This is a genomic window from Gordonia oleivorans (assembly GCF_040044975.1).
GTDB lineage: Bacteria > Actinomycetota > Actinomycetes > Mycobacteriales > Mycobacteriaceae > Gordonia > Gordonia oleivorans.
Genome location: NZ_JBDZDI010000013.1, coordinates 38,906 through 52,228, shown reverse-complemented (window position 1 = coordinate 52,228; position 13,323 = coordinate 38,906). Strand labels below are relative to the sequence as shown.

Annotated in this window: 13 protein-coding genes; 3 read left to right on the top strand and 10 right to left on the bottom strand. The window is 67.0% G+C overall.

The window, feature by feature from the left end:
- The first annotated feature begins 21 nt into the window (after nucleotides 1-21).
- Complete coding sequence (locus tag ABLE92_RS17405; protein ID WP_348806003.1) at nucleotides 22-468, top strand: MarR family winged helix-turn-helix transcriptional regulator; 447 nt, start codon at nucleotides 22-24, stop codon at nucleotides 466-468.
- Nucleotides 469-473: 5 nt separating this feature from the next.
- Here ABLE92_RS17405 and ABLE92_RS17400 read toward each other — a convergent pair whose 3' ends face one another.
- The 6 genes from ABLE92_RS17400 to ABLE92_RS17375 form a co-directional block, all read right to left on the bottom strand.
- Complete coding sequence (locus tag ABLE92_RS17400; RefSeq protein ID WP_348806002.1) at nucleotides 474-2,000, bottom strand: acyl-CoA synthetase; 1,527 nt, start codon at nucleotides 1,998-2,000, stop codon at nucleotides 474-476.
- A 147-nt stretch (nucleotides 2,001-2,147) separates the two neighbouring features.
- Complete coding sequence (locus tag ABLE92_RS17395) at nucleotides 2,148-2,924, bottom strand: crotonase/enoyl-CoA hydratase family protein (protein ID WP_348806001.1); 777 nt, start codon at nucleotides 2,922-2,924, stop codon at nucleotides 2,148-2,150.
- 74 nt (nucleotides 2,925-2,998) lie between these two features.
- Nucleotides 2,999-4,024: an acyl-CoA dehydrogenase family protein gene (locus ABLE92_RS17390; RefSeq protein ID WP_348806000.1), complete on the bottom strand. Its 1,026-nt coding sequence runs from the start codon at nucleotides 4,022-4,024 to the stop codon at nucleotides 2,999-3,001.
- Complete coding sequence (locus ABLE92_RS17385) at nucleotides 4,021-5,166, bottom strand: acyl-CoA dehydrogenase family protein (RefSeq protein WP_348806089.1); 1,146 nt, start codon at nucleotides 5,164-5,166, stop codon at nucleotides 4,021-4,023. Before ABLE92_RS17385 ends, ABLE92_RS17390 begins: the two co-directional genes overlap by 4 nt.
- Before the next feature lie 119 nt (nucleotides 5,167-5,285).
- A complete protein-coding gene (locus ABLE92_RS17380; protein ID WP_348805999.1) occupies nucleotides 5,286-6,038 on the bottom strand; it encodes a hypothetical protein in 753 nt (250 codons plus the stop codon).
- A gap of 75 nt (nucleotides 6,039-6,113) precedes the next feature.
- Nucleotides 6,114-6,956 carry an NAD-dependent epimerase/dehydratase family protein gene (locus ABLE92_RS17375; RefSeq protein WP_348805998.1) on the bottom strand — a complete coding sequence of 281 codons (843 nt, stop codon included), beginning with the start codon at nucleotides 6,954-6,956 and terminating at the stop codon, nucleotides 6,114-6,116.
- A 129-nt stretch (nucleotides 6,957-7,085) separates the two neighbouring features.
- Between ABLE92_RS17375 and ABLE92_RS17370 the strand changes: the two genes are divergently transcribed.
- Together ABLE92_RS17370 and ABLE92_RS17365 are read left to right on the top strand one after the other, a co-directional pair.
- On the top strand, nucleotides 7,086-7,391 hold the full coding sequence (locus ABLE92_RS17370; protein ID WP_348805997.1) for an ArsR/SmtB family transcription factor: 306 nt from the start codon (nucleotides 7,086-7,088) through the stop codon (nucleotides 7,389-7,391).
- Between the two features lie 37 nt (nucleotides 7,392-7,428).
- Complete coding sequence (locus ABLE92_RS17365; RefSeq protein WP_348805996.1) at nucleotides 7,429-8,682, top strand: APC family permease; 1,254 nt, start codon at nucleotides 7,429-7,431, stop codon at nucleotides 8,680-8,682.
- A gap of 154 nt (nucleotides 8,683-8,836) precedes the next feature.
- On the opposite strand, the gene ABLE92_RS17360 is transcribed toward ABLE92_RS17365, so the two are convergent.
- From ABLE92_RS17360 to ABLE92_RS17345, 4 genes are read right to left on the bottom strand one after another with little or no spacing between them, the layout of a single operon-like run.
- Nucleotides 8,837-9,883, bottom strand: a complete 1,047-nt coding sequence (locus tag ABLE92_RS17360) for a pyridoxal phosphate-dependent aminotransferase (RefSeq protein WP_348805995.1) — start codon at nucleotides 9,881-9,883, stop codon at nucleotides 8,837-8,839.
- Nucleotides 9,880-10,914 carry a 3-oxoacyl-ACP synthase III family protein gene (locus ABLE92_RS17355; protein WP_348805994.1) on the bottom strand — a complete coding sequence of 345 codons (1,035 nt, stop codon included), beginning with the start codon at nucleotides 10,912-10,914 and terminating at the stop codon, nucleotides 9,880-9,882. Before ABLE92_RS17355 ends, ABLE92_RS17360 begins: the two co-directional genes overlap by 4 nt.
- Nucleotides 10,911-11,576: an SRPBCC family protein gene (locus tag ABLE92_RS17350; RefSeq protein ID WP_348805993.1), complete on the bottom strand. Its 666-nt coding sequence runs from the start codon at nucleotides 11,574-11,576 to the stop codon at nucleotides 10,911-10,913. Before ABLE92_RS17350 ends, ABLE92_RS17355 begins: the two co-directional genes overlap by 4 nt.
- Entirely contained in the window at nucleotides 11,576-13,282 is a 1,707-nt protein-coding gene (locus ABLE92_RS17345) for a thiamine pyrophosphate-binding protein (RefSeq protein WP_348805992.1), read from the bottom strand. The genes ABLE92_RS17350 and ABLE92_RS17345 overlap by 1 nt, the downstream gene beginning before the upstream one ends.
- Nucleotides 13,283-13,323 lie beyond the last annotated feature (41 nt).

Sequence of the window (13,323 nt, the reverse complement as noted above, 5' to 3'; positions counted from 1 at the left end):
GTGCCTCCAGGAGGAGGGCCGATGACATCACCACGACGACTCGACGATGACCTCGGGTTTCTGGTCGCCCGCGCGAACGCGGTACTGACCAAGGCGACCAATCGTGTACTCGCCCCGCTCGGCCTGAAGGTGCGGGCCTACAGCGTCCTGGCCGCGGTCTGCGACCAGCCCGAGGGCATCGCCCAGCGACGGCTGGCCAACGACGTCGGGCTCGATCCGAGCCAGATCGTGGCCCTCGTCGACGAACTCGAGGGCCGCGAGCTGGTACAGCGCACGACCGACCCGACCGACCGGCGCAACAAGCTCATCGTCGCCACCTACGCCGGGGTGGCGCTGTGTGCGCAGGCGCGTGAGCGCGGTGCGGATGTGGTGGCCGAGTACCTCGGTGACGTCGACGCGGGCACGCTCGAGACGGTCCGAATGGCATTGCGCCGCATCACCTTCGACGAGAGTGCCATCCGACGATGAGGGCCTCACGCATGCGCGACATCCGGGCTGGCGTACCGGGCACGTAGGCGATCCTTGCGGATCTTCCCGGTGGCGTTGCGGGGGATCTCGTCGAGCAGCACCATCGACTTGGGGATCTTGTAGCGAGCCAGTCGCTCGATCAGGTAGGCCTCGAGCTGCTCATAGGTGAGCGCGTACCCGTCCTCCAGAGTGATTGCGGCGCAGCCGACCTCGCCCCACTTCTCGTGTGGGACCCCGAACACCCCGCAGGCAGCGACGCCGGGCATAGAGAGAATGACGGCCTCGATCTCGGCCGGATAGATGTTCTCTCCGCCGGAGATGATCATGTCCTTGAGCCGGTCGACGATCGTGATGAATCCCTCGTCGTCGCGGATGCCGACGTCACCGGATCGGAACCATCCGTCGTCGGTGAAGGCGGCGGCGGTCGCGTCCGGTCGGTTCCAGTAGCCGGCCATCACGTTCGGCCCGTGGATCTGAATCTCGCCGCGCTCGCCGGGGGCGGCCTCCTCGCCGTCGGCGTCGACGACCCGTACATCGGTGAAAAAGTGTGGAAGTCCGGCACTTCCGAGTTTGCGGGCGGTGTTCGACGGCGTCAGAACGAGTGCCCCCGGACCGGTTTCGGTGAGTCCGTAGGCCTGGCACAGTGCGACACCACGTGCGGTGTAGGTGTTCAGGGTGCGTGGCGGAACGGGTGCGGCGGCCACGATCCACCGACGGATGGACCCCAACTCGGCGGCGGCGAAGTCCGGATGCGCACTCATCGCGTCGAGCATCGTCGGCACACCGAAGCCGTAGGTGACCTTGCGTTCGGCGATCACGCGCAGCACGCGACCGGGTTCGAACCCCTCCTCGATCACCACGGTGCCACCCTTGAGGACGGTTGGCAGGGAGATGAAATTCAGTGCGGCAGTGTGGAAGAGAGGTGCCACCACCAGGGAGACCTCGTCGTTGCGCAGATCGAGATCGATGATCGGGTTCATCGCCGCGAAGGTCACCGAACCATGGGTGAGGACCACGCCCTTGGGGTTCCCGGTCGTTCCCGAGGTGTACATGATGAAGCACGGATCCTCGTGGGCGACGGCGCGATCGATGCGCGCGTCACTGGCAGCGGAGATCGCCGACTCGTAACCGATTGCGCCGCCAGCGGGTTCGCCGTCGACCACCATCCGGGTGTCGGTCCCCGACTCTCTCGACGCGGTGATCGCGATGTCGGCGAGTGCGGCGGAGTGGATGAGCACGCGGGCGCCGGAGTCGGTGAGTGCGTAGGACACCTCGGGAGTCGTCAGGCGCGCGTTGAGGGGTACGAGGATCGCGCCGAGCAGCCCGGTTGCGAACAACGCCTCGAGGTAGGACGGATGGTTGGCCGACAGCAGTGCGACACGGTCACCTCGTCGGACCCCGAGGTCTTCCAACGCATGGGCGAGGCGGGTGATCCGCTCGTCGAGGTCGGCGTAGCTGGTCTCCCGATCACGGAAGACGATGGCGACGCTGTCCGGTGACTGCCGTGCCGTCCGCTGTGGCCATGTGCCCACGCCCTGGTTGTGCATCGTTTCCCTCTCGAAGACCGAGTGTTGCGTACATCACCATAAAAGACAATGATTGATAATGTCAATGGTTACTCGGTGGAAGGGTACTGTCTGACTCATCGGGGCGTGTCGATCAGGGCGTTCCGAGCGTGATCAGGTGGTCTTCCATCGTGCGACGCGCTCGGCGTGCTCCGGCGACAGATGTGCCAGCGGCTGCATCGCCGCGGCCATGCCGAGTACGGATTCCATTGGGCTGGTGCGTGATTCCTGGAGCAGCCGCTTGGCCATCCGCAAGGCCTCGGGCGGATTCTTGGTGATGCGGGCGGCGAGGGCGCGCGCCTCCTCGAGCAGCGCGTCGTGGCCCACGACCCGACTGACCATGCCCCAGTCGGCGGCCGTCGCGGCGTCGACCCGATCGCCGGTGAAGGTCATCTCGGCGGCACGCTCGTAGCCGATCGCCCGCGGCAGGAACCAGGTGCCACCGTCGCCGGGGATGAGGCCGACCTGCACGAAACTCTCGGCGAAGGAGGCGCGTTCGGACGCTATCCGGATGTCGCACATCATCGCCAGGTCGCATCCGGCGCCGACCGCAGCCCCGTTGACGGCGGCGATGATCGGCACTTCCAGGCGTGCCAACGCTCGCGGCAGGCGTTGGATACCGGCGACGTAGGCGCGACGCTGCTCACGCTCGTCCACACCGAACATCCCGGTCCGATCGGCCATCTCCTTCACGTTGCCGCCGGCGGAGAAAATCTTGCCCGCCCCGGTCAGGATGATGGCGCGGACGTCCAGGTCGGCGTTGGCGGCGTCCACGGCCGACTCGAAGGCCTCGCCGAACTCGATGTCGGTGATCGCGTTGCCCACCTCGGGCTTGTCGATCGTCCAGGTCGCGATCGCGTCAGAGATCTCGATGTTCAGTTGGGGTCCCATGACTGGGTGCCTTTCTCTCGGTGGAAATACCACATGCACACGACGATCACATGCACACGGCAAGGGCTCCCGGCTCAGCCGGTGATCAAGGGCCACAGGCCCGCACGGCCGGCTCGCAGGGCGTGATCGGTGACCACCTGATCCCAGAAGCGGGGTGAACCGAACTCCGACCGCCAGGCCATGGCGGGTAACGAGTACCTGTGCAGCGGATGCTCTGCGGTGGTGCCGATGGCGCCGTGCACCTGATGCGCATTGCGGACGACCACCGAGACGGCCTGACTCACACACGAACGGGACACGGCGACAAGGAACTCCGATCGGGGATCGGTCCAGGCGTCGTCCGCCGCGACCCTCAGCGCTGCCTCGGTGGCCGCCCGCGCGGCCGATACCTGGATCGCGATGTCCGCGACGAGGTGCGCAACGGCCTGAAACCGTGCCAGCGGACGACCGAACTGGCTTCGCGTCGAGACGTGGTCGATGGACAACTCGAGGATGCGTTCGGTGGCGGCGCAGATCTGCACCGACCGGGCGAGCGCGCCGCGGAGCCGGAACGTCTGAAGCAGGCCGTCGTCGACGACGGCACCGGAGAGGGTGCCGAGGTCGACCTGCACGGTGTCGCGGGGCTCGCCGGCGACGTTGCGGCCGGGGGTGATCCGTGCCGATTCGGTGGGAATGTCGGCCGCCCGCAGCCCGTCGGCGGACTGCCAGATGACAACGATGCGTTGCGCCTCGCCTGCCCATCCGACACCGTGGGCCACGCCGCATGCGTCGACGACGCACGCTGTCCGACGGTGCGCCCCGACGTCGAGTCCGGCCGTTTCCAACACCCACCCGGCGAGCAGGTCGTGCTCAACCAGCGGTACCGAAACAGCATGCCGCGCTGCGCTTCTCAACAGTTCTGCGGCCTCGGCCCAGCCTGCGCCGCTGCCACCGGAGTCGTCGCTCCCGGTCAGCCGTGCCAGACCGAGTTCATCGAGTCGACGCCACAACGCACTGTCCCAGCCCACGTCGGCGGTGGCACCGCGCCGCTGCGCGTGGTCGGCGAACACCGCCGACATCATCTCGGCCAGGGCGGCGTCGACGGTTCCCGGGGCGGTCATCGCAGGCCCAGGCCGCGTGCGATGACGCCCCGCAGGATTTCGTTGGTGCCACCGCGCAACGTGAACCCCGGGCGCTGGGCAACGGCCGCGTCGATGAGTGCGTGGAGGTGATCGGGCGGGTCATCGTCGCCGGTCGACACATCGGCGAAGTCGGCGATGTCGCCCTCGGTGGTGGTGCCGAGAACCTTCACCACGGCAGCCGCGGTGTCGGCGGGTTCACCGCGAGTGAGTGCATCGGCCACGGCACTCGACATCAGATGCAGCGCGGTCACTCGCGCGACGTACCGACCGACCTCGGCGTCGGCGGGTAACTCGCCGGTGCCCATGGCGTCGGTGCATTCGGACAGGAGTTGGAACGTCGACAGGAATCGTTCGGGGCCACTGCGTTCGAAGGCCAACTCGGAGGTCACCTGTGTCCAGCCCGCGCCGATCGTCCCGAACACCATCGCGTCGGGAATGATCACGGAGTCGAGGTGGACCTCGTTGAAGTGGTGCGCGCCGGTCATCGACCGGATGGGGCGGATCTCGACGCCGTCGGCGCGCAGATCGACGATGAACTGCGACAGGCCCGCATGCCGGTCGGCCGGGTCGACAGGTGCGGTGCGGGCCAGGCAGATGAACGCATCGGCACGGTGCGCTCCCGACGTCCAGACCTTGGTCCCGGTCACCGACCATCCGCCGTCGACTCGGGTCGCCGATGTCCGGACACTCGCGAGGTCCGATCCGGAATCCGGTTCACTCATCCCGATCCCGAAGAAGCACTGTCCGGCCGCGATGCGTGGCAGGAAGTGTCGCTTCTGGTCCTCGGTACCGTACTTGAGCAACGACGGCACGATCTGTCGATCAGCGATCCAGTGCGCGGCGACCGGTGCACCCGCGGCCAGTAACTCCTCGGTCACGACAAAGCGTTCGAGATGTCCACGCCCGTGACCGCCGTAGGAGACGGGCACCGTCATCCCGAGCCATCCGCGTTCGGCCAGGCGCCGGGTGAAATCCTCATCCCAGCCGGTGAGCCAACTGTCCACACTCGTGGGAGCATCACCGGTTCGGTTGTGCGAGAGGAACTCCCGCACCTCCGAGCGCAATGACGTCAGGTCCGCGGAGTCGGCGGTGATCGGCGGAACGAGTCGTGGGGTGGCCATCGCGATCCACTCTGTCATACCTGGACCGGACGCTACAGCGATCCCGCCAACACCGATGTCGGTGTGACGTCGCCGAGTTGCAGATCGGCGCCGAGCGGCACGTCAGGCCGAGCCGCAGATCAGTGTTGGCACTGGGACTTCCAGCGATCCCGGGTGCCCACATGCGGTCGTGGTGCTGTCGCCGACACCGCCGCGCGCGAGGACGTCGCGCTCGCGAGGGTGCGGGGAATCGGGTGAGTGGTGGTGCGTCCGCGATGCGGGGCGCGTGGCAAGGTTCTCGCCGCCGACGGGCGTGGTGCCGGCAATCGGCAGACGGTGGTGGCGGCCAGCATCGCCGCACCCCACGCGCTCACGAAGACGGGGTGGTCGGCCACCGAACCCGTGATGCCCATATGCCCCGACCAGCGGATGCACCGCGAGATGGCCAGGCGTTCGGAGACGACGGTGATGCTGCGGGTTCGCGACAACCGGCTGATCCCGACCGCCCGACGCAACGTACCGATCTGTTCGGGCGACCAGGATGCGGGATGGGCGATCGTCACCGCACCCACATGCCCGCCACCGGCGCGTTCGGCCTGCTCGATCGTCAGGGCCACGGTGGCGACCACCAGTTGATGGGCCGGACGGTTCTGCCGGGCGGCGGTACGGATCGGTGTGACCTCGGTGAGGCGATCGAGATAGTGGCCGAAGAGATCGCCTGGATGGTCCGTCGTCCGCGGCAGTCGCGGTGTCGCGCCCGCGGGCCACCACAGTTGCGCGGGGCGGGTGGTCAGGTGCGGCGGCCGGGGGTTCGCCCCTGCGATGTCCGCGGCAGTGCCGGCGGCGACGACGAGGTGATCGTCGTGCAGTGCAATTCCCATGACCAGTCGCATGTACTCAGGATGCGAGCGACCGCTGGGCGCACACTGGCATCACGATGTCGGGTTCCTGGGAACGGCGTCCGCTGATCAGCCGAGAACGAGATCCTCCAGCGAGGTGTTCTTGGGTGTCCATCCGAGCGACCGCGCCTTCTCGCCGTCGGCCTGTTGATCGAGCAGCAGTGCCTCGGCGAACAGCCCGCCGAGGCGTCCGGCGGTGTCGTCGGCACCTTCGGGTACCAGTTCGGCCCCGGCGCTCTGCACGGTTGCGATGTCACGAACGGTGGGGTTGGTTCCGGATACCCCGAGGACGTGGCCCGCCGGAGAATCAAGCGCCAGCAGGGTGATGTAGAGCCGGGCCAGATCCTCGACGTGCACCAGGGTCCAGTGCTGGGTCCCGTCGCCGATCAGCCTCACCTCACGCTCGCCGGGTTGCGGACGAAGCAGGCCGGTGATGCCCTTGCCCTGGCCGACGACAACTGCCGGTGCCGGGAGGGACACCGCCACAGCCGAACTCAGTAGGCGTGACTCCACTGCGGGACGCCACGAGACCAGTGTCGGCGGGTCGAGGGGACTGGTTTCGGTGAGCGCGTCACCATTTCCGTGGATCCACACGCCGGAGGTGTGCAGGTACGGCTTGGCGGTGCCGGAGAAGGCGGCGATCACCGCGTCGGTGATTGCCCCGTCGAATGCGGCGCTGGTGGCATCGCCGGGCGCGGCGGTGTGGATGGCGGCGTCGGACGCCGACAGTTGTTCGGCGAGCCAGGTGGTGTCGGTGACGTCGCCGATGACCGGTTCGCCGCCGGCGGTCGCCACCACGTCGGACGACCGTTCGCTGCGGACCGGGGCGAGCACGTCGTGCCCGTCGGCGATCAGTTCGTTGAGGACCGCGGAGCCGATGTAGCCACTGGCGCCGGTGAGGAGAACCTTCATCGCATACCTCCGAGATTTGATGGGTGTCGTACTACGATCAACAACGTACTACGGTATTCGTCGTATTACCAGGGGTGGCGTAGTAGAGTACGGCGAAGCACCACGAACAGTGCCGGAAAGGGGAAGTGGGTGAGGGTTCTCGACCACCCGGACGCCGCCGACGTCACCATCGACGACGTGCTCCGTGCGCTGGCCGATCCGGTCCGCCGAAAGATCGTGCGGCAGTTGATGACCAACCGCGATGCACAGAGTTGCAGTTGCTTTGCGTTACCGGTGGGCAAGTCCACCCAGACCCATCACTTCCGGGTGCTGAGGGAAGCCGGGATCATCAGCCAGGAGTACCAGGGCACCTCGATCATGAGTAGCCTGCGACGCGACGTGATCGACGAGCGGATACCCGGACTTCTCGACGCGATTCTCGCGGCGGAGGACTGAACGGTCGTCCCCGTGCCGTCGATCTAGGATTACGGCTGTGTCGTCACCCCCGCCGACTCCTCCCGCCCGCCTTCGCCGAGAACTCGGCGTCGGGGACGCAATCGTCATCGGCCTCGGTTCGATGATCGGCGCCGGGATCTTCGTCGCCCTCGCGCCGGCGGCCGCCGCGGCAGGGTCGGGTCTGCTCATCGGACTGGTGGTCGCCGCGCTCGTCGCCTACTGCAACGCCACCTCGTCGGCGCGGCTCGCGGCCCGCCACCCGACATCGGGCGGGACCTATGTGTACGGCCGGGAGCGGCTCGGCGACTTCTGGGGATACCAGGCCGGATGGATGTTCGTGGTGGGCAAGACCGCCTCGGGTGCGGCGATGGCCCTGACGGTCGGGGTCTACCTCTGGCCCGGGCAGGCCCATGCGGTCGCGGCCGCCACCGTCGTTGCCATCACCGCCCTCAACTATCTGGGAGTGCAGAAGTCGGCGTGGGTGAGCCGGCTGATCGTCGCGTTCACCCTGGCCGTGCTCACCCTCGTCATCGTCACGTCTGTGGGTTCGGGATCGGCGGACCCCGGCAGCCTGGCGATCGGCTCGGACATCGGAGTGCTCGGGGTGTTGCAGGCGGCCGCGATTTTGTTCTTCGCGTTCGCGGGATATGCGCGGATCGCCACTCTCGGGGAGGAGGTGCGTAACCCTACCCGGGCCATTCCGCGTGCGATCCTCGGCGCTCTCGGCATCACCCTCGCCGTCTACGCCGCCGTGGCGGTGACCGCTGTCGCGGTGCTCGGTCCGCAGACATTGGCGCACGAGTCAGCACCGTTGGTGGCCCTCGTCCGCACGGCGGGAATGGCCTGGATGGAACCGGTGGTGCGAGTCGCCGCCGCGGTGGCCGCGATCGGCGCGTTGGTGGCGATGATCCTGGGGATTTCGCGAACCGTTCTGGCCATGGCGCGCAACGGCCACCTACCCCGGACCCTGGCCGCGGTGCATCCGCGGCGACACATTCCGCATCGTGCCGAGATCGTGGTGGGTGCGGTGGTCGCGGTGGTCGCGGCGGCCGCCGATGTTCGTACCGCCATTGGTTTTTCGTCATTCGGCGTGTTGCTCTATTACGCCCTCGCAAATGCGTCGGCGTGGACGCTCTCGCGGTCGGAGAATCGGCCACCGAGGATCGTCCCGGTCGTGGGGTTCATCGGATGCATCATGTTGGCGGCTGTGCTGCCGATTGATTCCGTGATCGGCGGCGCGGCCGTCGCTGTGGTCGGAGGGATGGCCTACCTGCTGCGACGGCGCGAATAAAAACCGTAGCAGGACAACGACTTTGCGAAACCGAGGGCTAGGGGATCCGCCCGTGACCACGTCACAGGTGGTTCGGCACTGTTCTCAACCGCAGGAGATGTCGGTGGGATCGATGGTCGTGATGCGGGCTGGTCGGCTTGTGCGATGCGCTGCATCAGACCGCAGCGGTGAGTCCTCGAAGTGCTGCGACGATCCTGTCGGTGTCGGCGCGACTGCCGACAGTGATGCGTACGCCGTGAGCGCCGCACACCTTGACCGGTATGCCGCTGGTGATCAGAAGCGAACCCAACGCCACACCCTCTCGGCCGGGGACGAAAAGGAAGTTCGCGTCGCTGTGCAGTGGTCGGGCGCCGTATCGACGCAGACGTCGTGCGAGGATCTGGCGTTCGGTGCGCATGGCCCAAACCCGTTGCATCAGTTCCCGTTGCGCGGCAAGGGCCACCGGCACTGCAGCGATCGCGGGAGCGCAGATGCCGAACGGTACCTCGAATGCGCGCAGCCGGCGGGCCAGATCGGCCTGCGCCACCCCGTAACCCACACGGAGCCCGGCCAGTCCGTAGGCCTTGGAGAAGGTACGTATCACCACCAGGTTCGGATGCCGGCCGACCAGGTATGCCGGATCGGTCGGATGCTCACTGAATTCGATGTAGGCCTCGTCCAGGATCGCGATCACATGTGGCGGGAGGGCCGCCACGAATTCGGTGATCGCGGATACGTCGAGCACCGAACCGGTGGGATTATGCGGCGAACACACCACCACGACACCGGTGTCCGGCCCCACCGCGTGAGCCATCGATTCCAGGTCGACGGCGCCGCGCCGAAGCGCGACCCCGACGAACCGCAGCCCGGACATCTCGGCGACGATGGGATAGCCGTCGAACGTGGGTGATGCCGACACCACCGACACGGGTTGCGGCCCAGGTTGATCGATCGCTGCGCGCGCCAAGGCGAAACACATGCCGACGACGCCGGTAGCGCCGGCGCCTATGACCACCTGCTCGGGACGCACCGCCAGGTGACCGGCGACCTGCCGCCTAGTCGAATCCGGAAAGAACTCCGGGTAGCGATGTGCGATGGCGCACTCGTCCCGCAGCACCGCGGCAACGGCCGGAAGCGGGGGATAGCACGACTCGTTCAGGTCCAGGCCCGCGGGCGGGCGCGCTCGACGGGATACCGGCGCCGGGAGTTCGGCCGCGGTCATGGCCGGCCCCCGAATCGGATGGCCGCCGCACCGGCGAAGTCGCCGGCGTGGGCGAAGGCCGACATCATCACCACATCACCGTCACGGATCCGGCCGTCGGTGATCGCGGTGTCCAGGGTGATCGGGATTCCCACCGCGAAGAGATTCCCGCACTCGTCAAAGGTATCGGGGTGTCGCTGCGCCGGAAGCTCCATCGCCTCACGCCAATTGCGCAGGAAGATCCGGTTCGGCTGATTGGTGATCAGCCAATCCAGCTGCGGCGGATCGATACCGATCAGGTCGGCCACCTCGATCGCCACCTCCGGCACCATCCGGTTTCCGCGGGCGAGCACCTTGGCGATCTTGGCCTCGGTGAATCCGATGTGTATCTGGCCTTCACCGGCCTCCCAGTACTTGCGCTCGGGGTGGGCGACCGAGGTCATGTCACCCGCGTAGGCGCCATACGAATGGCACATGGTGGCGAGTACCGGTGAACCACGGCCGTCGAGTGAGACCACTGCGGCTGCCGCGCCGTCACCCGGGATGGCAGCCTGCGCGGTACCGCGCACCTGCTCCTGGGTGAATATCTGCGATGCGCTGTTCTGTGCCAACGCCAGCAACGCTTTTCCGCCTCCTGCCGCCGTCAACAGTGCGCCGGCGAGGTCGAGCATGTGCACGAAGGCCGCACAACCGCCATTGTGCACATCGAGGACGGTATGCGGGCGAATGCCCAGACGGTGGGCCACTTCGCCACCGCAGCCACGGACGGGGACCTCGGGGAGTTGACTGTGGGTCAGGACGATGGTGACGTCGTCGAGGTGATCGGCCCCGTGGCGATCGGTGAGAACGCGTGCTGCGGAGAGCATCATATCCGCAGATGTCTCATCCCGGGCGGCGTGATGGCGGAACGCGGGCGCGGCGAACATCACGTTGTGGGCGAGGGAGTCGTCTTCGGCGAACTCGGCGAAATACTTTGCCGGCACCCGGTTCTCGGGCAAGTACCCGGCCACATCGTGCAGCATGACAACGGACGAGATGGAGGTCGGCATCATGATCGCATCCAATCGGGGGTGAGGGGCAGTCCGTGGTTGTGCCGGTATTCGGCGATGGCGGTGAGGTTGTCGAGTTCGAGCTGATGGCCGGCAGAGAACATGTCCCAGAAGTCGCCCACCCAGACCGGTCGTGACGCGGGAGCTGTTTCCGGATAAGGGTTCTCGTCATAGAACGGGTGGTGGCAGTTGTTCCACAGCACCACCGATCCGGGACGGTTGAGCACGACCTGAGCGTCGACGACCCGCATGAGGTAGATCATCCACAGGTGCGTCCCTTGATCCCAGGCGCAGTGATAGTCGACGGTCATCGCGTCGGGATTGGCAACGGTGCGCGTGTAGATGTCGGTGGCGTCTCCGAGGCGATCCTGGGCGACCCATAGCCCGGGCTCGTCGGTCTCGGCGAAGCCACGCAGGCTGTATGTCCATTCCTCCAGGGATCGGGTGTCGGCGAGCCATTCGTAGAGTTCGCGTGGTGGAGCGTCGACGTAACCCTGAACGGGACAGAACTGCCCGTAGACCGTGTCGTGCGGGTACACCGACCGCAGTCGCTCGAGGATGACAGGGGTGGCCACCTCGCGTGGGTGGGATTCGATTCGGGTGAGGCCGTCCAGGTCGGTGGCTCGTGCGCCCAGATCGGACAGGGCGGGAAGGGTTGCGGTCATCACGGACCTTTCGGGAGGAAGGGGAGAAACGGAGGTACCTCATCGCAATCGGTCTCGACAACAAGGCAGTTGGGCCCATCGGCGGCGAACAGTTGCTTACAGTCCACTCGCAGCTCGCCGGGGTCGGTGGGGCATCGGACATCGATTCCGTTGAACATCGCGGCGAGGCCGGAGCCGATGTCGGTGTGACGAAATCTATTGCTGCTGATGGTGTTCGGGAAAAACAATCCCTCTCGGGTGACGCACATACCGTGTGCGTCGTTGTTGGCGACGATCAATGTCACCGGTGCACCGTGTTCGACGGCGGTATGAAACTCCATGCCGTGCATGAAGAACGCCCCATCACCGGCGAACGCGACGCAGCGTCGTCGCGAACCCGCCGCCTCGGCGACGGCGACGCCGATGGCGGCGGCGATCGCATGACCCATGCCACCCATGCCGAGTGCGACACCGAAACGCTGCTGCGCCCGCAGTGTGAGGTGGTGGACGACGGTGGCGCCGATGTTGCCGGCGTCGGCGAAGATCAGCGCATCGTCGGGCAGTTCGCCCGACGCCGAGGCCACCACATCACGCAGCGACATCGACGCTCGGTCATGGTCGGGCGCGGGTGGATTCGGGACCTCGAGGAACTCACGGCCGGTTGCGGCGGGGGCGGTTGCCGCAACACCGAGATCGGCCAGCTCGACCTCCAGTGTCCGAAGGGCCGCCGGTAGCGACGCGACACCGAGATGGGTGCATCCCGGCAGACGAGGAGGGTGAGAGCCCAGGTGTGTCACCGGAATACGAGCAAGTACGTCGTCCAGGCCTGCGCGATCGGTGATGCTCATCCGGCACCCGATGGCCACGCACCTCGCCGCGCCGGCCATCGCGGTCACCGCGGACGGGTGTCCCATGACCCCGGTGATGCCGGGGCCGTGTGTACCGTCGGTGCCGGTCGCGTCCATACCGCCCGGCGCGGCGAGGACGTTCGCTCCGAGTCGGTCGGCGAGGGTGCGGACGAGATGGCCGACCTGGCGACGGGAGGCCTCCTCGCCAACCCAGATGACGACGCGATCACCACGGCGCACCGTGTCCGCGAGTTCGGCGGCGAATTCGGCGAGCATGGCGTGTTCGGATCCGGCAGTCGTTGTCGGGGCGACGGTGACGATACTGTCGGTGTGACGAGGCGAGGGCGATGGCAGCGGTTGTTGCTGAACGTCTTTGGGGATCACCAGAGCGGCCGGGAGGTCTGCGGCCAGACATGCCGCGGCCGCGTTCAGCGCCGGTTGCAGCGCTGCGGCGGAATCGATGACGCTGCAGTGGCCGGTGACGGCGCCCACGAGCCGCTCCAGATCGATCGTGTCCGGTGGTGAGAGCATGTCCTGAAACGCACCTCGGGACACCAATGCCGTTGGTGCACTGCCAATCACGGCAAGAATCGGAACCCGGCTGTCATAGCATTCGGCCAGCGCTCCGATCACGTTCATGGCGCCACCTCCGGACGTGGTCAGCACCAGGCCGGGAACTCCGGTGACGCGTGTGAGCCCGTCGGCCATCGCACCTGCGGCGAATTCGTGCTTGGCCACCACGGTCGGCAGGTCGATGTCCGCGGCGGCGGCGTAGATGTCCTCGATGTTGGCGCCGTGCACTCCGAAGGCCAGCCGAGTACCTCGCTGACGAGCATCCTGCAGAATCCGATGAGCGACGGACATGGTGGAGGTGTCCATGTACACCACTGTCCTCCCCTGCACCTGAAGGGCCACTGAAA